At 65.5% G+C, this 18,727-nt stretch carries 18 protein-coding genes and 1 pseudogene; 7 read left to right on the top strand and 12 right to left on the bottom strand.

Translation table 11 applies throughout. From position 1 onward, the window contains the following. Positions 1–290: 290 nt before the first annotated feature. The 3 genes from RWH43_RS06090 to pdxH form a co-directional block, all read right to left on the bottom strand. Positions 291–845 carry a GNAT family N-acetyltransferase gene (locus RWH43_RS06090; protein ID WP_316000951.1) on the bottom strand — a complete coding sequence of 185 codons (555 nt, stop codon included), beginning with the start codon at positions 843–845 and terminating at the stop codon, positions 291–293. A gap of 116 nt (positions 846–961) precedes the next feature. Further along, positions 962–1,810 (bottom strand): shikimate 5-dehydrogenase, encoded by an 849-nt coding sequence (locus RWH43_RS06085; protein ID WP_316000950.1) that lies wholly within the window; start codon positions 1,808–1,810, stop codon positions 962–964. 55 nt (positions 1,811–1,865) lie between these two features. Next, complete coding sequence (pdxH, locus tag RWH43_RS06080; protein ID WP_316000949.1) at positions 1,866–2,507, bottom strand: pyridoxamine 5'-phosphate oxidase; 642 nt, start codon at positions 2,505–2,507, stop codon at positions 1,866–1,868. Positions 2,508–2,619: 112 nt separating this feature from the next. Here pdxH and RWH43_RS06075 point away from each other — a divergent pair, with 112 nt between their 5' ends. From RWH43_RS06075 to RWH43_RS06060, 4 genes are all read left to right on the top strand, one after another. Then, positions 2,620–3,063 carry a helix-turn-helix domain-containing protein gene (locus RWH43_RS06075; protein WP_316000948.1) on the top strand — a complete coding sequence of 148 codons (444 nt, stop codon included), beginning with the start codon at positions 2,620–2,622 and terminating at the stop codon, positions 3,061–3,063. Next, entirely contained in the window at positions 3,060–3,407 is a 348-nt protein-coding gene (locus RWH43_RS06070) for a HepT-like ribonuclease domain-containing protein (protein ID WP_316000947.1), read from the top strand. Before RWH43_RS06075 ends, RWH43_RS06070 begins: the two co-directional genes overlap by 4 nt. Positions 3,408–3,494: 87 nt before the next feature. Continuing rightward, the gene (locus RWH43_RS06065) at positions 3,495–4,097 is read left to right on the top strand and encodes a hypothetical protein (RefSeq protein WP_316000946.1); all 603 of its coding nucleotides are present in this window, start codon (positions 3,495–3,497) and stop codon (positions 4,095–4,097) included. 79 nt (positions 4,098–4,176) lie between these two features. Further along, complete coding sequence (locus RWH43_RS06060; protein WP_316000945.1) at positions 4,177–5,253, top strand: alkene reductase; 1,077 nt, start codon at positions 4,177–4,179, stop codon at positions 5,251–5,253. Between the two features lie 48 nt (positions 5,254–5,301). On the opposite strand, the gene RWH43_RS06055 is transcribed toward RWH43_RS06060, so the two are convergent. Together RWH43_RS06055 and RWH43_RS06050 are read right to left on the bottom strand one after the other, a co-directional pair. After that, a complete protein-coding gene (locus RWH43_RS06055) occupies positions 5,302–5,865 on the bottom strand; it encodes a dihydrofolate reductase family protein (protein ID WP_316000944.1) in 564 nt (187 codons plus the stop codon). Between the two features lie 365 nt (positions 5,866–6,230). Then, complete coding sequence (locus RWH43_RS06050) at positions 6,231–7,454, bottom strand: helix-turn-helix domain-containing protein (RefSeq protein WP_316000943.1); 1,224 nt, start codon at positions 7,452–7,454, stop codon at positions 6,231–6,233. Positions 7,455–7,704: 250 nt separating this feature from the next. Between RWH43_RS06050 and RWH43_RS06045 the strand changes: the two genes are divergently transcribed. Both RWH43_RS06045 and RWH43_RS06040 read left to right on the top strand, forming a co-directional pair. Continuing rightward, on the top strand, positions 7,705–7,914 hold the full coding sequence (locus tag RWH43_RS06045; protein ID WP_316000942.1) for a hypothetical protein: 210 nt from the start codon (positions 7,705–7,707) through the stop codon (positions 7,912–7,914). Between the two features lie 176 nt (positions 7,915–8,090). Then, entirely contained in the window at positions 8,091–8,720 is a 630-nt protein-coding gene (locus tag RWH43_RS06040; RefSeq protein ID WP_316000941.1) for a hypothetical protein, read from the top strand. Between the two features lie 162 nt (positions 8,721–8,882). Here RWH43_RS06040 and RWH43_RS06035 read toward each other — a convergent pair whose 3' ends face one another. Genes RWH43_RS06035 through RWH43_RS06025 form a run of 3 tightly spaced genes read right to left on the bottom strand, consistent with a single transcriptional unit; the run spans position 8,883 to position 11,976 of the window. After that, on the bottom strand, positions 8,883–10,385 hold the full coding sequence (locus RWH43_RS06035; RefSeq protein ID WP_316000940.1) for an SPFH domain-containing protein: 1,503 nt from the start codon (positions 10,383–10,385) through the stop codon (positions 8,883–8,885). 39 nt (positions 10,386–10,424) lie between these two features. Continuing rightward, positions 10,425–10,985: a dihydrofolate reductase family protein gene (locus RWH43_RS06030; RefSeq protein ID WP_316000939.1), complete on the bottom strand. Its 561-nt coding sequence runs from the start codon at positions 10,983–10,985 to the stop codon at positions 10,425–10,427. Between the two features lie 4 nt (positions 10,986–10,989). Then, positions 10,990–11,976: a helix-turn-helix transcriptional regulator gene (locus RWH43_RS06025; protein ID WP_316000938.1), complete on the bottom strand. Its 987-nt coding sequence runs from the start codon at positions 11,974–11,976 to the stop codon at positions 10,990–10,992. 98 nt (positions 11,977–12,074) lie between these two features. On the opposite strand from RWH43_RS06025, the gene RWH43_RS06020 reads away from it, so the two are divergent. Then, the gene (locus tag RWH43_RS06020) at positions 12,075–12,530 is read left to right on the top strand and encodes a VOC family protein (RefSeq protein WP_316000937.1); all 456 of its coding nucleotides are present in this window, start codon (positions 12,075–12,077) and stop codon (positions 12,528–12,530) included. An 822-nt stretch (positions 12,531–13,352) separates the two neighbouring features. Here the strand turns inward: RWH43_RS06020 and RWH43_RS06015 are convergent. The 4 genes and pseudogenes from RWH43_RS06015 to RWH43_RS06000 form a co-directional block, all read right to left on the bottom strand. Next, positions 13,353–15,761 carry an AAA family ATPase gene (locus RWH43_RS06015; RefSeq protein ID WP_316000936.1) on the bottom strand — a complete coding sequence of 803 codons (2,409 nt, stop codon included), beginning with the start codon at positions 15,759–15,761 and terminating at the stop codon, positions 13,353–13,355. After that, positions 15,754–16,335, bottom strand: a complete 582-nt coding sequence (locus RWH43_RS06010) for a hypothetical protein (RefSeq protein WP_316000935.1) — start codon at positions 16,333–16,335, stop codon at positions 15,754–15,756. The genes RWH43_RS06015 and RWH43_RS06010 overlap by 8 nt, the downstream gene beginning before the upstream one ends. After that, the gene (locus tag RWH43_RS06005) at positions 16,332–17,891 is read right to left on the bottom strand and encodes an SIR2 family protein (protein WP_316000934.1); all 1,560 of its coding nucleotides are present in this window, start codon (positions 17,889–17,891) and stop codon (positions 16,332–16,334) included. The genes RWH43_RS06010 and RWH43_RS06005 overlap by 4 nt, the downstream gene beginning before the upstream one ends. A 316-nt stretch (positions 17,892–18,207) precedes the next feature. Next, a pseudogene (locus tag RWH43_RS06000) lies at positions 18,208–18,525 on the bottom strand (integrase core domain-containing protein); the annotation flags it as partial. Positions 18,526–18,727 lie beyond the last annotated feature (202 nt).

Genomic DNA, 18,727 nt, shown 5'->3' with positions numbered 1-18,727 from the left:
CCCGCGATTGCGGATGGGTCGAATCTACGGCGCGGGGCGGCGCGAGGGACTTTCGGGGGTGCCCCTTGTGCGGGGAGCGGATGCCGTGGGAGGAGGTTCGGGGAAGGGAGGACGGTTGCCGGGATTGCGGTCGTCCGCTGCCCGAAGTCCCTCCGCTCGCTCGGCGGATCAGTCCCCTCCCCCGCGCGGCGGGGAGCTGCCGCTCCCAGTCCGCGGGCAGGTGCTCCGCCGGGCCGGGGCTGCCGGGACCCGAGGCCCTTCGAAGACTCCGAAGCGCGTTCGTGTTGGGCTCACGCAGATTCAGCCGAGACGGGCAACTCGTAGATCGTCTCGCGCCCGTCCTCTTCATCCCATTGCTCCCCGACGGGGGTGAATCCGTACATGGTCACAAGCGCGATCGATGGGGTGTTGTCGGGCCGGACGCTAGCGCGGACGGTCTCTACGTCTGGGTGGCTTCGCGCTGCCGCCAGAAGAATCTCTATGGAGCGTTTGGCGTAGCCGCGTCGCCGCCAGGCGGGGTCTACACGGTAGCCGATCTCGACCGTGCCAGCCGTGTCGGGCGCACCGTGGAATCCCGCCACACCAACGGGCATCGTGATCTCGGGGTCGCGGATGAGGCGCGTCACCCACGGGATGTCGAGCGGATTGCCGATTGTCTGCGCGCTCCGAAAGCGCCAAAGGCTCATGCAATCGGGACCCATGAGATAGGGGGACACGAATTGGGCCGAAATGGAGTGCGCCTCGCCGCGCGCGAGTGCGTGCAGGACGCCGCTGGGCACGACGTCGAGCTGGATCTGCGACTCCCTCGGATTCGGGTGGAACCAAGGGAGCACGGTCATCGTCATGTTCCCAACCTGGCACGAGCGGCCGTGAAATCGTCCTGCGCGTCGAATGATCCCTCGGCCGCGCTCACATCAGTCGGGTGTCCTCGCGGCTGTTGCGGCCCACGAGGACCCGCGCTTCACCCCGCCGCCACGGTCTCCCGCGAGTACGTCGCCGCCCGCGCGACCTGCTCGGCCGTCGGCACGACCCCCGTGTACGCGACGAACTGTCGCGCCGCCTGCAGCGCGATGACGGCGTCGCCACCGATCACCTCGGCCCCGGCTTCGCGAGCCGCCGCCAGCAGCGGGGTCTCGGTCGGGAAGGCAACGACATCCATCACCACAGGAGCCGCGCGGATGTGCTCGAGCGGGAAGGCGAGGGCGTCGGCGTGCGGCCCGTTCATGCCGAGGGGCGTCGCGTTGATGAGCGTCGCCTCTGCGGGAGCCGGCAGGTCGGATGCCGCGGCGAACCCGTACTGACGGGCGAGAGCGGCCCCGGTGTCGGCGTTGCGCGAGAGAACCGTGACCTGGTCGGCACCGCGAGCGTGCAGCACCGCGGCGATGGCCTTCGCCATGCCGCCCGAGCCGTGCAGGATCACGGGCCGGGTGAGGTCGACGTTGTGGTCGGCGATGAGCTCGTCGATTGCGAGGTAGTCGGTGTTCGACGCGGTCAGCACCCCGTCGTCGTTCACGATCGTGTTGACGCTGCCGATCGCCGCGGCCGACGGCTCGAGGGTGTCGACGAGCGGAATGACGGTCTCTTTGTGGGGCATCGAGACGGAGCATCCCCGGATGCCGAGTGCCCGCACCCCCGCGATGGTGCCGGCGATGTCGGTCGTGCGGAACGCCTTGTAGACGAAGTTCAGCCCGAGCTCGGCGTAGAGGTAGTTGTGGAAGCGCGTGCCGATGCTGGTGGGGCGGGCCGACACGGAGATGCAGACGGTCGTCTGCGCGTCGATGCGGTGCGGTGCGAGGTTCGTCTCGGTCATCGGCTTCTGCCTTCCAGTGCTCGGGCTCGTGCGTCCATCTTCTTAGGGGCGTGAGTCACGGCTGCCGCCGCATCCCCGCCCACCCGTCCCCATCCCGCGTGAACACGATCCGGTCGTGCAGCCGCGACGGCCGCCCCTGCCAGAACTCGATCTCGCGCGGCTCGACCCGATACCCGCCCCAGTGCGGCGGTCGCGGCACGACCGCGTCGTCGCCGAAGCGCGCCGACACCTCTGCCATCTGCTCCTCGAGAGCGGCACGGGATGCCACCGGCTGCGACTGGTGGCTCGCCCACGCCGACAGCTGCGATCCGCGCGGCCGCGAGGCGAAGTACGCGTCGTCGCGCTCGGGCGGCAGCGGCGTCGCGGTGCCGAGCACGATCACCTGACGCTGCAGCGCGTACCAGGGGAACACGATCGACACCGCCGGATTCCCCGCCAGCGCCTGCCCCTTCCGCGAGTCCCGGTTGGTGAAGAACCACAGCGCGCCGTCGTCGTCGACCCCGCGCAGCAGCACGGTGCGCGAGGTGGGACGCCCTTCGCCGTCGACGGTCGACACGACCATCGCGTTCGGTTCCGGCAGGTCCGCGGCATCCGTCAACCACTGCTGCAGCAGCGCGAGGGGCGACGCCGACAGGGCATCGTCGTCGAGCTCGGCGAGCGCGTAGTCGAGGCGGTGGGCGAGCGGGTTCTCGGTCATCGCGGTCCTCCGGTGGGTGGTTGGGCCACCAGCGTATGGTGGTGCGCGGGCCCGAGGGGCGTCGAACCGCGAAGATATATCGCCCGCGATAACCCCCCGGTAGACTGTGCCCGTGGACATCCGGGCGGGGCGCCAGTCGGCGGGTATGAGCCAGGCCGAGCTCGCCCGCGCTTCGCGGGTGCCGCAGCCGAACATCTCCGCCTACGAGAACGGCCGCCGACAGCCCAGTCCCGAGGTCGTCGAGCGCATCCACAAGGCCCTCGCCGGCACCCTCAACGAGCGGCTCTTCCGGCACCGCGACGAGATCCACCGCCTCGTCGACGAGTTCCACGCCGCGTCTCCGCGCGTCTTCGGCTCCATCGCTCGGGGCGAGGCGACCACGTCGTCCGACGTCGATGTGCTCGTCGATTTCACGCCCGAAGCCGGTCTTCTCGACGAGATCGGCCTGCGTCTCGCCCTCACCGACCTTCTGCACGTCGAGGTCGACGTCGTGGCATCCGACACGCTGCGAGGAGAGTTCGGCGAGAGAGTCCTGCGCGAGGCGATCCCGCTGTGACAGCAGACGATCGAAAAGCGCGCGACGCCGCCACGCGAGTCATCGCAGTGTGCGAGGTGATCGCGCAGATCGTCGCCCGGGGCGAGCAGCACTTCCTCGACGACATCCAGACGCAGTGGGCCGCCGAGATGGGTTTGATCCGCATCGGTGAGGCCGTCGCGAAGATCCCCGCCTCCGTGCGCGAACGCTTCGACGGGCAGCCGTGGCGGCAGATCATCGACATGCGCACCTTCGTCGGCCGGCGGGACGACGACCTCGACCCGCGTCGCGTGTGGCGCACCCTCACGCGCGATGTCCCACGCCTGCGCGACTATCTGTCCGACGTGATGCTGCCCGCCCTCTAGAGACCGTTCGCGCACACCCCACGACCGCTCGCGCCGTCCTGCCCGCGCTGTTTCTGATCCCGGATGCCGCTGTGCGAGCCTGATCGCATGAAGCGCGCCGCGAAGATCACCCTCGCCGTCTCGGCGGTCGCTGTTGCGGGCATCTGCGCGCTCGCGATCTGGAGCTTCCCCCGATCCGATGCGCCGCCCCTCATCGATCAGGCGGCAGCCCCGCCCTCCGCAGCGCCGACCCCCACGGCGACCCCGCCGGTCACCGAGCTCCCCGCCTGGGCACAGGAGTCCCGCCCGTGGATCATCTACCCCGAGGGCTTCCGCTGCCAGGGCACCGAGGGGTGTCCCAACGACTTCCGCGCACTGATCGGCGAGCCCGGCGACGTTTTGCCGGACGGCGTGGAGTACTACGACCCCGCGAAACACGACTACAACCCCGACGATCCGACCCGGTTCGTCGTGATGCCGAGGCCGGCCGACGGCGTCGACCTCGGCCGTCGCTCCGGAGCCCAGGGCTTCGCGGTGGTCTCCGGCGCCGACACCACCCGCGTGTCGGCGTACATGGTGTGGTCCGGCGACTCGCTCGGCGCCATCGGCGAGCGCTTCGCAGTCGACCCCGCACGGCTGACGAAGAACGGCGAGCCGGTCATCCCCGGCGAGACGCAGATCGACCCGGGCGATCTTCTGGTCTTCCCGTGAACCGGCGGATCCCGGAATAGACCCGCACCCACGACCGTTGCGAACTCTCGGCCTATAAACGAACGAGAGGACCCCCTTCGTGAGCCTTTTCAGCCCCACCACCGTCGGCAGTGTCGGCGTGCGCAACCGTGTGTCGCTCGCCCCGATGACCCGCCTGCGCTCCGGCGCCGATGGCGTTCCCGGACCCATCGTGGCGAAGTACTACGCGCAGCGCGCCGGCATCGGTCTGCTCGTGACCGAGGGTGTGTTCCCCAGCGCTGAGTCGCGGGCGTACCCGGGTCAGCCGGGCATCGTGACCGAGGAGCAGGCTGCGGGCTGGGCGAAGGTGGCCGACGCCGTGCACGCCGAGGGCGGCGTCGTCTTCATGCAGCTGATGAACGGTGGACGCGTCACCCACACCGACATCACCGGAACCGACCGCATCGTCGCTCCCTCCGCCATCGCGATCGAGGGCGACACGCGCCTGGGCGTCGGCACGAAGGTCGCCTACCCCGTGCCGCACGCGCTCGAGACCGAAGAGCTCGCCACCGTCCGCGACGAGTTCGTGAAGGCTGCCCGTCGTGCGGTGGATGCCGGCCTTGACGGCGTCGAGCTGCACTCCGCCAACGGATACCTCCTCCACGAATTCCTCTCCCCCGCCTCGAACCAGCGCACTGACGGATACGGCGGATCGCCCGAGACCCGCGCCCGCTTCGTCATCGAGGTCGCCCGCGCCGTCGTCGCCGAGGTGGGGGCCGATCGCGTCGGCATCCGCATCTCGCCCGCCCACAACATCCAGGACGTGTGGGAGAAGGACGAAGCCGAGACCCGCGCGACCTACGAGGCGCTCGTGTCGGGCCTGGCTCCCCTGGGCCTTGCGTACCTGAGCGTGCTGCACGCCGACCCCGCGAGCGACCTGATCCAGGACCTCCGCCGCACCTTCGGCGGCACGTTCATCGTCAACTCCGGGTTCTCGCGCATGACCACGCGTGACGAGGCCGTCACCGCCGTCGATGAGAACATCGCCGACCTGGTCGCCGTCGGTCGCCCCGCGATCGCGAACCCCGACCTCGTCACCCGCTGGCAGAAGAACGCCGACGAGAACGAGGTCGATCAGGCCTCCGTCTACGGCGGCGGCGAGACCGGATACACCGACTACCCGTTCCTCCAGGACTGACCTCCGGATGCCAGGGCCTCGCGCGAGCAGTTCGCGCGGGGCCCTTTCTTATGCGAGGGGACGGTAACGCTGCACGACCGCACCCGAACGGAACGCGCGCTGCTCGACGAGCTCGAGGTGGATCTGATCCCGGATGCCGTCGAGCAGGCGTGGTCCGTGCCCTGCAACGACCGGATGTACGACGAACGTGAACTCGTCGATGAGCCCGTGCGCCGCGAGCGTCGCGGGGAGCTTGACTCCGCCGAGCGCGATGCCTCGCCCCGGCTGTTCCTTGAGTCGTCGGACGGCGTCGACGACGTCGCCCCGGATGAGTTCGGCGTTCCAGTCGACGGCGTCGAGGGTTCCGGATGCCACGACCTTCCGCATCGGATCCATCACCTCCGAGAACGCGACCTCGCTGTCGTCCATCCAGTCGGGCCAATCCCCCGACTCCGGCCGGCGCCACGCGCCCTCCATCAGCTCGTAGGTGATGCGACCGTAGAGCAGGGTGTCGGAGCGGCGGAGCTCGTCGGTCCAGAACGCCATGGACTCGGCGTCCGGCGGGAGGCCGGCCTCGTGGTGGCAGCAGCCGTCGAGGGTGGTGTTGATCGCGTAGCGGAGGGGTTGGGTCATGGCGACAATCTTCTCCGGTCACAGAAGGCCGACCATCGAACCATCGCTTCCCACGCAACAATGGGGATGATCGGGATTACGACAGGTCCGCAAGACCTCCGAGTCAGCAGCGGGCGGAGGTCGCGGCCCAGAACGAACCCACCGGAGCGTAGAGGGCAGTCCTCGAGGCCGAGGAAGCCCAGCGACTGCACGAGCACTGTTGACGCCAGATTCGATCCTTGCATCAGCGAGAATCTCAGACCGCTTCAGAGCCAACACGAACGTGAGGCGCTTCTATACTGCCCTCGGGCATTGCTCGCATTGCGAGCAGCAATTTTGCACTAAGCGCCGGCGGGGCGCGCAACGACGTTCGGCCCATCCGCGCGTCATCGAGCCACTTGGGCGAAGACCTCCTCAATGACATAGTCGATGAAGTCATTCTCCAGCTTCGAACCAAGCTCGAATGCGGGCTCGATCTGTCCTCTCGTCGGATCGTCGGAGGATTCGTCGGCGAGGGCGGGCGAATCCTCTCCCGCGACCACGTGCAAACCAATCGGCAACGTAAGCACCGCCAGACTGGCAAAGGTGAGCTCAGCCATGCGCCCCATCGAATCCCGGGCAGCGGGATCGAGGGCTTCAAATGCGACGCGACCGCGTACGGGAATTGCGCTCTCGATCCTCTTCAAGTGAGTCTTGGCAGCGAACAGAGCCACCGTCAGGATCTCAGTAATTCGTGATGCGCGCGCGATAAACTTGCTCACGGCCAACTCAGCCTGCTCGAGCTCCTGTTGGGCTGAGTCGAGTCTTCGCTGCGCCTCCTCCTGCTTACTAAGCACTCGACCACCGCTCACGAGTGCGTTGACCGCGAAGGTGACTGGAAGCACCGCTATCGCAGCGGCGAAGTTCTTACCCGCAGTGGCACCGATCGCCGGAGCGGCGAGCGTGACGATCTCGGCCAAGGTCGACCATGTCGGCGGCACTTCCGACAACCCCATGATCACGAAGCCGGTTGACGCGGCAGCTATTCCGGACATCTGCGCGGCAGCACCGTCCCCCTGAAGGACTCGGGCGCTCAATAGCGCATGCACGCTCGCTCCCGTCTTACGCTGAGCAGTACGAAGCGACGCTGCGAAGTCCGGATTTGACTCGTGGTCCTCGACATTATCGTGAACGATCGCATCCAAAGGAATCGCGTCAATTTGCGAAAGCGCGGACGAAAGAGGTAGCAGCACGTTCGCGTCAAAAGCATTCACGAGCTCGCGCAGCTTCTTTGCTGTGATGTCCACATCAATCCTTACTTGTTGCGCGCGGCTCCGAAGGTCGCGTGCGCGCTCGTCGTTTCGCTTCGCGAGCTTCATGGCATCGACGATCTTGGGACCACTTGACTTGCGCCGATCTAATCGACTGGCCGCATGCGTCAGATCTGCGAGGTCGAGCCCCAGCACGTGCGCAATGGTCGGGAGACGGCTCTCATCAGGCAGGCGTTCGCCTGACTCGATCTTCGCAATCATGACCGCACTGTAGTTGGTGGCGTCGGCGACCTCTTGCCGCGACAACCCCTGTTCAGCGCGCCCTCGAGCTATCAACTCGCCCAACGAAACTTCGACCACTGGTTCCTCCAAAGCGCCGCTTGTGATACACGTATCTATACTAGATTAAACGTCTTGTACAGAGTATAGGAGGCCCGCAGTGTGCGATTTCGAAGATGGTCAGTCCGTCGACAATCCCCCACCCGTAGGTGCGGACGAGCAAACTACGGCGAACCCCGAACCGAGCGCCGTAGACGACCCCTGCATGCCGTCTCGCTCAGCATCCACCGGCCCAGATGAACCTCAAGTCGCTCGTCGCCGACTCTCGCCAGTGAAGGTCATTACCGGCGCAGCGGTCGTGGGTGGTGGCGTGGCGGTACTGCTGTACCGTTCCCCTGAACTGCGTCGGGTGGTTTCGGACATCGGCCGAGACGCAGAGGTGAGAGCGTCGATCACGGCCTCTTGCGACGTGATCCGCAAGAAGTGGATCTCCTTCGGCGGGCCGAGTGCGCTGACCAATGCGTTGCTTGGCGCGCCTTAAGCCGCCTCAGGATGCCGCCCGCGAGCGGGCGAAGTTCGCGCTCGCCGGTCCGTCAGCGACACTCGCCCGTGTTAGCGCGAGCGGTGCACTGATATCTGCCCGCGGACAAGCGAGTTCCGGGCACTTCGTCGACCTGAGAGAATTGCCCGAACGTGAGCTACGCGAGGGGGTAGGAGATGAAGCACGTGGCCCCACCCGGGACGCTCGCGTCCACCTATCTTCCCGATCTTCAAGATCTTTCTGCCGATCAGCGGGCCACGTTCCGGATTGGCCTTATGGCAAGGCTCACAGTGGCGATGGAGCGCACAGCTCGGGACGTGCACGGTTGGCTTCAGGGCCGCGACGATCCTGCAGAACTGGAAGACGGAGCACGGCAGTTTGCGATGCTGCTGAAACAAATCAAGGCGAACTTGCGCCCCGCTGACGAGGACTTTGCGATGGCGGCCAAAGAGGCCCTCGACCAGGTCTATGCCGCCTACGAAGAACGAAACAGGTATGTTCACGACCTTCTCCACGAAACGGACCTAGGTCAGTGGTCACGCGAGTCTCTTGAATTCCATACGCCCCTCCACAGCACGGCCGTAGACGAGGAAGCACTCGTAGATGCAGTGCTGGCCATTGTTCGAGCCAATTGGCGCCTGATCGCGCTCGCCTCGCTCGTGTCTCGAACCCACCAAGACCGGGATGACCCCGGAATCACAGGAAGTCCCGCAGATCCCCACGGGTGGAGAGCGATCCTCGAAAATCGATTCGTTCTAACCCCGGGCGGCGGTGCCTCGACCACCCCGGATGCATACCGCGCATGAGGGATTTCTCCCGCTGTTGCGATGAGCGCGGGAGCCGCGGGTCGTAACGAAGCGCGACTCCGCGTCATCGTCGGCGTCCCGGCAGGAATCAATTCCCACGGCCTTCGACACCGGAAAAACGCCACTGAAGCGATCCGTCTTTACTTGGTGCGTCTAGCCGCGTCAGTCGCTGACGTCTGTTGGGGACTCCGCTTCCCGAAACGACCGCGTCGACGCCACACCCCGCCCGAACGCCTGCCCCTGCAGAATTGCACCCAGGTCGACACCCGTCGCCGACTTCACGCTATCGAACGTCGCGGCCAGACTCGCAGCCTGCTCGCGAGCAATGTGCGTGCCCGCGGTGTCACCGCCGACGAGTGTGACGTTGCCAACGTTCTGATACCCCTTCGCGAACTCCGCCATCAGCGCGGGCAGCTGCCCGATGAGCTCGCGCCCCAGGATGGCCTCCTGGTTCTCGCGAAGGGCCTCCGCCTCGGCCTGAATGGCTGCGGCACTCGCCTCACCCTTCGCCCGGATCGCCTCTGCCTCAGCGTTTGCTTGAGCGCGCAGAGCTTCAGCTTCGGCGCTGGACTTCGCGCGCAGAGCCTCGGCCTCCGCCTCAGCACGCGCGCGCACCGCGGCGGCCTCCGCCGCAGCTGACGCCTGCCGAGCCTCGGCCTGTCGCTGCACCGCATAGGCCTCAGCATCCGATTCCTGCTGCGCCACCTGACGGTCGGTCTCGGCCTTCTTCTGGCGTCCGTACGCCTCAGCGTCCGCCTCCGTCTGCCTGCGATATTTCTCCGCGTCGGCGACGCGCTTGACGTCGGCGTCGAGCTCGGCCTGGCGGTTCTCGGCGCGCTGCACGAGCACGGCCTGTTCACGCTCGGCGCGAGCGAGGTTCTCGGCCTGCTCTGCCTCCGCGTTGGCGCGACCGACCTCCGACTTCGATGCCGCCGTGTTCTTGTCGAACGCCGTCTGCTCGATGAGGTTTGCTTCCTCCGTCGACAGCTGCCGCGCTTTAACCTCGCGGGCCGCTTCGATGCGAGCGACCTCTGCCTCACGCTTTACGCGCTCGACCTCCTGCGCACCAAGCGCCTCGATATAGCCGTTGCGGTCGGTTACGCCCTGAATGGCGAAGGAGTCGAGAACAAGCCCCTGCGCAAGCAGGTCGCCCTTGATGCCCTCCGCGATCTCGTCGCCGAGCTTCTGGCGGTCTTGCATGACCTCTTCGACGTTCAGCTTTGCGACAACACCGCGCAGGGCGCCTTCGAGCTGCTCGGTAGTGAAGACGTCGATCGCCTGGTCTTGCGAGGCGAAGCGCTCCGCGGCGGCACGAACCTGATCCGGCAGCGATCCGATCTTCACGAGTGCGACGCCGGCCAGGTGGATGGTCACGCCGTTCTTCGTCTGCGCGACCGGCTCCATCTTGATCTGCCGCGAACGCAGCGAAATGCGATCCGAACGCTGCGTCAGCTTGTTCACAAAAGCACCACCACCGGTGATGACCGTCATATTCGACGTCAGACCGTCTTCTCCGCGCTGCTTCTTGCCGACGATGACGATTGCCTCGTCCGCCTGCGGCACCTGATACCAGGCACGGAAGATGAAGAACCCGATCAGCAGGACCAGCAGCACCGCCCCGACGGCGACGACGACACCGATGATCCAGAGAATGTCATTATTCACGGCAATGCCCCCCGGCCCCGCTCCGTGCGGGTTCTGCAGTCACGCTATCGGGTGTCGGTACCGCTGCACCGTAGCCCCCGAGCCGAACTCGCGCCGCTCGATGAGTTCGAGCGTGAGGTCGACGCCGTCGAGCAACCGCGGCCCGCGCCCCGCCACCAGGGGATGCACCACGAACGTGTACTCATCGATGAGCCCCGCCGCGGCGAGCGCCGCCGGCAGCCGCACGCCGCCCACCGAGATGCCCCGCCCCGGCCGCTCCTTCAACCGCCGCACCGCGTCGACCACGTCGCCGTCGAGAAGCTCAGCGTTCCAATCGACTTCGTCGAGAGTCGCGGATGCCACCAGCTTCCGCATCGGATCCATGACCTCCGAGAAGGCCACCTCACTGGCATCCATCCAGTCCGGCCACTCCCCCGACGCGGGCCTGCGCCACGCGCCCTGCATCAGCTCATACGTCACGCGCCCATAGAGGAGCGTGTCGGAGCGGCGCAGCTCGTCGGTCCAGAACGCCATCGACTCTTCGTCGGGTGGGAGGCCCTCCTCGTGCGAGCAGCAGCCGTCGAGGGTGACGTTGATGGCGTAGCGGAGGGGTTGGGTCATGCCGCTAGCTTCCTCGCCCTGACTTCTTCGCGGAAGAGCCTGCCGCGGCGAATCGCTCCGCCTGCACCGCAAAAGCCTCCGCCAGTTCGGGCGGTCCGACGACCTCCATCGCCACCTCGAACCGACCGAAGGATGCCGCCAGAGCACCCCACGACCACGATCCGGCTTCGAGGGTGCAGCGGCCCTCATCGACCGCCGTGACCGTTCCATCACCAGCGAAGGGCCGGACGCGATGCGCGGGCGCGTGGAGGACGACGGTTCCACGGCATGGCCACTCGTTGGCATCCGATCCCTTGAAACGCCCCGAGACGAAGGCGTCGACCTCGCCACCGGGCACGACCCGCGGCACGAAGGGGGCGCCGTGCGGCACGCGCGGGCGGACCCGCTCGGCGGCGAAGAGTCGCCAGTCGTCGCGGTCGAGATCCCACCCGAGCAGGTACCACCGGCCGTACGAGGTGACGAGGTGATGCGGCTCGACGCGTCTCGACTGGGGGTCACCCTCGCCCCTCGGCAGGTAATCGAACCGCAGCGTCAACCGGTCGCGCACCGCCTGCGCCAGCGTCAGCAGAACGTCGAGCGGCACGGCCGCCACCGGCGCCTCGCCCGGACGCCCGACCGTCGTGACCTCGACCGCGTCGAGCCGATGCCGAAGCCGCGACGGAAGCACCTGGCGCATGGTCGCAAGAGCCCGGACCGCGGCCTCGCCGATCCCGGTACCGAGCGCCGGCGCCGCCCGCAGAGCGATCGCGACCGCGAGCGCCTGATCGTCGTCGAAGAGGAGGGGCGGCATGTCGTTGCCGGCTTCGAGCCGGTATCCGCCATCGGGGCCCCTCGTCGACTCGATGCGGTAACCCATCTCGCGGAGCCGATCGATGTCGCGCCGCACCGTGCGATCGCTGATCCTGAGCCGCGACGCCAGCACCGATCCCGGCCAGTCGCGCCGGGCCTGCAGCAGCGACAGCAGAGTGAGCAATCGCGACGTCGTGGCCATGTCACCCACGGTAGGTCACGTCTAGGACAGAAACAGACCTATATGGGTACGACTGTCGTTCCACGAGCCGATTTGGGCCGAGAAACCGAGGAGCAGACATGTCCGTGCAGACCACCACCCACCTGAACTTCCGAGGCGACGCCCGCGAGGCGCTCACGTTCTACCAGTCCGTCTTCGGCGACCACCTCGTGATCAACACGTACGCCGACTTCGGGATGCCGGCCGAGATCCCCGGATCAGACAAGGTCGTCTTCGGCCTGGTCGCCTCCGAGGACGGCTTCCGCGTGATGGGTTACGACATTCCGGGGCTCACCGAGGGCGGCCTCGCGGGCGGCGGCGCGACGCGCCGCGAGAACGGCACGACGGTCACCGAGCAAGCGGTGTTCGTGTCGATCAGCTCGCCGACGTTCGAGGAGTTGCAGGGTCACTGGGACGCTCTGGCGGTGGATGCCACGGTCGTCGAGCCGCTGGCGGCTTCGGCGTGGAGTGCGGGGTTCGGGATGTTGACGGATCGGTTTGAGGTGACGTGGAGTGTGTCCGTCGCCGCGGGATAGTGGCGCGGGCACCATATGAGGCCGGCCCGGGTTGCGATCGCGCGAATCCGGGCCGCACCTTACCTGAGCGTGGTCGATGCTCAGTGCACGCCAGCTTCACGACGCGAGGGATACCTCGCGCGCGAAGAACGTGCGGGTGTTGCAAGCGGTGCATCTCGATCGTTCGATTCGCCGAGAGCCTGGAGGGACTCAAACACGACTACGCATAACGATCAATCCGACCTACACCGGCGGAACCGCGGAATCTTGGGGTTGCGGGGTTAGGCAACATGGTGCAACCTCCTGAACCGCGTCGCGACGAATGGTTGCGGGCATGATGCGGGGAAAGCTCGTTGAGAGATCAAGGTTCTTAGCCTCCCTTGAGGCGCTCTGCGAGCAGCCAGATCGGCGCTTGAGGCAGCCACGACCAAATGAGCACATTTCTCAGGACATCACGCAAGACGGCGCAGATAGCGAGCATCACGCTCTCAGGGGAGATTCGACGCCGCCGACCCGCAGTGGGCTCCGAACGGCAGCGCCGGCGCGCTGCTCAGCGTCGCATCGACGACGCCTCCGGGGAGCGTCGGCGCCTGGCGGGACGCCGTAAGGCCCTACGGCCTACCCGGGTTGCAGGGGCCCACCGCCGGCACCCGCCTGAGCTCCCGAATGCGCACTTCTTGCGTCAGGACCGGGTCGCGGGCTCGACTCATGTAGCGGGTCGCGCTGCTCTGGCTGATATGAATGGGGTAGGCGAGGAGCTTGAGTGGGGGATGGCTGATTGCTGTCGCGACACCATAGACCGAGATCGATGGGCTGCGCAGTCTGGCCCGCGCGCAACCCCACCTACGAGATCGCGCGATGGAGTGAGGGCTCCTTCGCATAGCTCACTCGCTCGACGTCGGCGACAGTCAATCCCGAACCGCGGTCAAGTGTCACGCGGACAAGCGAATGCGCGCGAGCGCTTGGAGCAAGTTCTAGAGCCAGGTAGTCAAACAGTTCCGGCTGATGCACGGCTATCACGACCTGACGCCCATGAACGAATGCGAGCTGGCGGACAATAGTGGCGAAGTTGGCGACGTGGATGTCATCCATTGACTGCACAGGATCATCAAAGATGATCCAGGGGAGCTCGGGCGGCGCAGACAGGTGCAGCGCCATGAACAAGGCCAATGCTGCTGAGTTCGTGTTGCCGTAGCTAAGCATCGCGCCGGGGCTGCCCGAAATCCTTCCGTCGGGTAGTTCCGTTTCGAGTCTCACGTCAACCGAGCGACTCGCGGCGGTCTGCTTAACGAATCGCGGCGTGAACCGCTCCGAGGGCGCGAAACGCGTGAAGAGCTGTGCCCACAAGGCGTTGAGCGACTGATCGAACACTTCGTTGATGAGCTGCGAGCGCGTCATTTCAGCATGTTGTAGCACGTCTCGGGCACTCATCATGCGAGAGTCCGCGGTCGACATTTGCGCTTGAAGCCGGGATATTGCCGCGTCGGCGTCTCGCACTTCCTTCTCTGATCGCTCCGCGTCTCGCTGCGCGTCCTCAATCGCTTCGCGCGCTTCGCGCTCGCGACGTCGCTGGATATCCGCAAAGCGAAGTCGCTGGATACGCTCGCCGATTTCTTCCTTGAGCACAGCGATGGAATCTTCGAACGAGGAGTCCGGGAAGGAGAGCCCGAGCGCACTCCTGACGTCGGCGATGCGGTCCGCGATGACCGCCCGCTCGGCTTGCCAGGCGAGGATCTCGGCGGCTCTCGCTTGAGCCGATTGGACGATTTGAAGAAGACGTGAACCTTCGTTGACCGAATCTGCCATGGCGTTGAGCCGTCGGATCGCTTCATCAAGTGGGCCGATTACGTCTTGTGCGGGCACGCTCTTCAGCAGCACCACTTGTCGCACCGCTGTGAGCCTCTCGGCGCGCAGGCTCGCCAGCTCGCGCTCGAGGTGTACGACCTCACGGGCGCCGGCGCTGAGCCGACCGAGCTTCGAATTGAGATGCTCCGAAAGAGATCCAGGGCCTTGGAAGTGCTGATCGCAGAGCGGGCACCGCTCTGACTCCAGGACCGGGATCGCCAAGTTGAGTATCTCGATTAGCGTGCGGATGTCATCTGAGACCCCCGTCAACTGCACGCGTTTTTCGCCGCTTGCGATGGCGTGATCGATATCCGCGATGCGCCGATCTAGCAGGCTAATCTGCTCATACTTGGCGTCGTTTGAAGCTATTGCCTCGGCACGGTCGTTTGCAGCTGCAATCGCATGCGTCACGGTTTGCTCGTATACATCGGCGAGCTGAGCGGCTTCCGCCGCTGGGAGAGCGAGGAACTCGTGGCGGATCGCGTTGAGTTCCGCCAGTAGGGCGGCACCAGATCCCGCTTCCCACGCTTCGAGAGCGGTCCGAGCCTCTAAGTCGCGCGCAAGATCTTGGGCCGTCTCCGCTGATTCGTTGAAGAGGGAACTGCGGACAAGATTGCCGACCGCGTCTACCTTGGCCTGAAACTGCTCCAACTCAGACAGTTCGGCACGACTGGTTTCGACTCCGCGACCACGATCAATCGCCGTGCGCAGTAACTCATCGATCGCATAGTCGGTCGAAGTCTCACCTAGCAGATCTCGCAGCCGAGCAGCGGCTTCTGCGAGCATGGTGAGCGCCTTCTCGTGTTGGATCTGGAGCTCACGACGCCGTGTCTGCAACGCGTCGACACGGTCTTTGGCCCGAGCCCAAGATGGCACCGCCTTGCGGCTTCGTCGCAGATCGCCGGAGGCGTGTAGCCCGTCAATAAGTGCATCGAGCTCGTCGAGCCCCACGAGGGACTTGACGAATCGCACAAGCGCCGTATCAACCTGCTTACCCGTTTCGGTGTAGGACTCCAGTAATCGTCCGAGCGCTGTCTGTGGCAGGAAGCTGCGCTCGAGAAAGTACGTTTGCTCGGGTTTAGTCAACGCCGCGCGTCCGGATACTGTGTCACCATTCAGCTCGAATGAGCCCACCCGGGTGCCATCGTCCCGGTCCTCCAGTGCTAGACGGACGTGCCCGAGCGGAAAATCATGGTTTCGAAGCAGCGATCGCGCGTCTCCAGTCTGCTCGTCCAAGAATCCGACGCTTCCCGTGGCCCCCAATTCGATCGCACTGAGCAAGCTGGTCTTGCCGGCGCCGTTCGCACCGTGGATGAGGGTGATAGACCCGTCGAGGGGAATGACGCATCGGCCCGCGATACTTCGGAAGTTCTCAACGACAAGTTCCTGCAGGCGCAACTCAGTCATGCGTCTCCCGATAGCTTGCGAAAGATTCGTCAATCCATGCTTTGTAGCGGTCGCTGACGACCGACGCGCCTGCGTTGGCCGCATGCACAAGCCTCAGCAGTTCTGCCGAATGCCGCTTGCGGCCGACAGCAGCCGCCACCTGGGCGCTGCCGTCGAGCTGTGCCACGGCCGTCGCCGGCAGTTGCAGCGGCAGAAGTGGCCCCAGCATTCGGGGCGTCGGGAGGGATCCGTCAACTACTAGCACCCGCGCCAGCTCCATGAATTCGCCCATGCCTGTGTGAGACGCCCGGTTGCCGACAAGGACGACCGTTACGGTACGGCGAGAACTGGCCGCATCCAGAGCTCGCACCAACCGCTGCACTAGCCAGAACAGTCGCAGCGTAGCTTCCCGCGTATCGGGTCGGTCGGCAATCAGGGATATATCGAGACTTTCAGGCGGCCCCTCCCAGAGGCCGTTCACCTCCAAGGTGATGTCGCCGACGGTAATCGGTGCGACGACTTCCGTATAGCCGTTCCCTCGAAGGAGCGAAGCGACTTCCGCCCGGAGCGCGTCCCTGGACGTTGTTCTCGTCACAGCTTCGCTCCCGCCTCGAACCGGGCCATGAGTTCATCGACATCGCTAACTGAGTCAGAAAGTGCGCTCCAAGAAAGATCATGACGCGAACGAGTGATGCGTCCTCGCCCGATCCTGCCGCCGGGCGATCGCGGAAGGGCTGACGGACCCTTCTGCATCTGCAGTAGAACCATCTCACCGTCCCCTTCGACCCAGTCGTTGCTCTCCATCGCGGCTATGGCCTCCGCGGCACTTCGAACGACGATCACGGTGGTCGTCGTTCCGCCGGAGCGGCCACTGATGCTGATCCGGCTACCTTTCGACTCGTTCGATAGTGATAGGCGCCAGCGTCCCGCCCGCTCACCAAGCCCCAATAGGCCGAGCGCGATCGCTAGTAGATCGAGGCCCATCGCCACAACTCCAGGATCAGTTGAAAGCTGATTCCTGGTGGCACGAGCGAACGGGAGATACTTGGCGTCCCCAGACGTGAGTGGGCCGAGATACGTCCGAATCAGGTCTGAGTAGCCACCCCGCAAAAACTCTGCCAGTGCGCTCTCGTCCCGCCCATAGCGGGCCACGATCCGCACGATGAGCCGGCGAATTCCCGGGCGGAGGGACGCGAGGACCGCGCCATTCAGGGGGTGGTGCCGCTCCATCGCCGCGATCATCTTCGCAGCCAGTACTTCCAGCAGGACCGCCGCGACGACGGGGCCAGCGTACGCACCGAGCGCGGAGCGACGAATGACGTTGGTTCGTTCGCGCCCAAATTCCTCGCCATACGCCACCTCGAGCACGTCTCGCTGACTTGCTGCGATAGCAGGCTCCGCGAAGAGATATGCGGGGTGAGTTGGGTCCCACCGCCACGGACTCCTACTCGCGGCACCCCGAAATATGGCGAGCAGGTCGCTATCTTGCACCGAAAGTCCCAGTATCAGGGAACGCTTGCGTGTCGTCAGATCACGGAGGTGATCCTTCATATGCGCGAACTCCGGATCGCCGTGCAGCTTGCTGATCTGCGCATTCGTGGCGATGATCTTCCCGCGGTATCGATCCGGTTGCGCAAGTGCGAGTACGGCACATCCGTGAAACTTCGCAATCTCGGCGTGGCCGTGAGCGTCTCGCGGATCGTCGACGTCGACGTAGACGTCAATCAGACTCTCTGACGAAGAGATATCTGACAACGCCTTCTCAACCAGCCCGTCCCAGTTTCCGGAGGCGAACTGAGTGGCGCAGCCTTCAGAGATCAGCATTGCGAGTAGTACATGTGTGGGACCGGGCTCCAGATCGGGATCGCCGTAGAGCTCCGGCAGACCGGCGCCATCGATCAGGAGGTAGTCCGTTGGTCTCCCCTCAACCCCGACGCCGAGCACACGGCTGTATTTGTCGCGCAAGGACTCGAGGTCGCCCGGTTCCCAGCCCAACGGGTCCTCGTCGTACCGCGCCCGCTCGGCGGGTATGTTGTCTCCGAGAATCTCCAGAAGAGCGGCCCGATGCTGCGCCGCGTCACCTTCACCCGACCCAGCTCGCTGACGCAGAAACAAGAGCACTCGCCTGAGCAGCTGTACGAGATCGGGCACTTGATCGCGGGAGATACCTGACCCCAACCAAAAGAGGCGCCGGCCATCCGCGACGTCGTCGATCAGTTGCTCGTTCTCCGAACGAAGAAGTCTCCAAGCTTCCCGCACCCATTCCCCCCACACGGATTCGACGACCCGCGGCTGTCGCGCGAGTATCGCTGAGCACATCCTGGCACGGCGAGGGGCGCGACCGCTGGCTGTATCTCCCACGACGGTTGCTTGATCTGATTACCCCGACGTGACGGGAATGTCCGGGCAGAGTGGAGCTGCCACCGTACCCGCGCTGCCTCAGGCGGTCCGCTGAACCACCCGACCATCAGCCGACTGAACAACCTGCCTGGGTGCTACAAGGCTGTCCGGGCAGGTTGGTCAGTCGGCTAATGGGTGGGTGTCCGCCGATCGCGGTGTGGGGCCTGTGGTGATTGTAGGAGTGCATCCAGGTCGGTAGCGCGTTGCGGCGGGCTGATCCGGAGTTGTAGTGCCGGGCGCAGGCTCAGCCGTCAGCGAGGGTGCGGCGGAAATGTTCGATCTTCCCGTTCGCCTGAGGACCGTAGGGGCGGGTGCGCTTCGGGCTGATGTGCAGTTCGGCGCAAGCATCGCGCCAGGCGAAAGATCGGTAGGCAGCGTCCCAATCGCCGGTCGCCCACGGGCATACCAAGTTCGACCAGGCCCGAGGTTGTCTCCAGACTAGGGCGTCGCACACGACGAGGGAACTCACATTGCGAAGGGCGCGTGTCTGCCCAACTTTGCAACTGGTCGCGGTCGATACATCTAGGTCGACTCATTGGATTTCACGTTCTCCGACAGTCCGCGAACTTACGTTGGCATTCTGCCAA

The sequence above is a fragment of the Microbacterium algihabitans genome, assembly GCF_032464975.1.
In the GTDB taxonomy this organism is placed as follows: Bacteria; Actinomycetota; Actinomycetes; order Actinomycetales; family Microbacteriaceae; genus Microbacterium; species Microbacterium algihabitans.
This window is presented reverse-complemented; position numbering and strand designations above follow the sequence as displayed.

Excerpts from the sequence above, each read along its gene's own strand:
- RWH43_RS06090 (WP_316000951.1), bottom strand. The coding sequence starts at position 845 with ATGACGATGACCGTGCTCCCTTGGTTCCACCCGAATCCGAGGGAGTCG.
- RWH43_RS06085 (WP_316000950.1), bottom strand. The coding sequence starts at position 1,810 with ATGACCGAGACGAACCTCGCACCGCACCGCATCGACGCGCAGACGACC.
- pdxH (WP_316000949.1), bottom strand. The coding sequence starts at position 2,507 with ATGACCGAGAACCCGCTCGCCCACCGCCTCGACTACGCGCTCGCCGAG.
- RWH43_RS06065 (WP_316000946.1), top strand. The coding sequence starts at position 3,495 with ATGAAGCGCGCCGCGAAGATCACCCTCGCCGTCTCGGCGGTCGCTGTT.
- RWH43_RS06055 (WP_316000944.1), bottom strand. The coding sequence starts at position 5,865 with ATGACCCAACCCCTCCGCTACGCGATCAACACCACCCTCGACGGCTGC.
- RWH43_RS06040 (WP_316000941.1), top strand. The coding sequence starts at position 8,091 with ATGAAGCACGTGGCCCCACCCGGGACGCTCGCGTCCACCTATCTTCCC.
- RWH43_RS06030 (WP_316000939.1), bottom strand. The coding sequence starts at position 10,985 with ATGACCCAACCCCTCCGCTACGCCATCAACGTCACCCTCGACGGCTGC.
- RWH43_RS06025 (WP_316000938.1), bottom strand. The coding sequence starts at position 11,976 with ATGGCCACGACGTCGCGATTGCTCACTCTGCTGTCGCTGCTGCAGGCC.
- RWH43_RS06020 (WP_316000937.1), top strand. The coding sequence starts at position 12,075 with ATGTCCGTGCAGACCACCACCCACCTGAACTTCCGAGGCGACGCCCGC.
- RWH43_RS06015 (WP_316000936.1), bottom strand. The coding sequence starts at position 15,761 with ATGACTGAGTTGCGCCTGCAGGAACTTGTCGTTGAGAACTTCCGAAGT.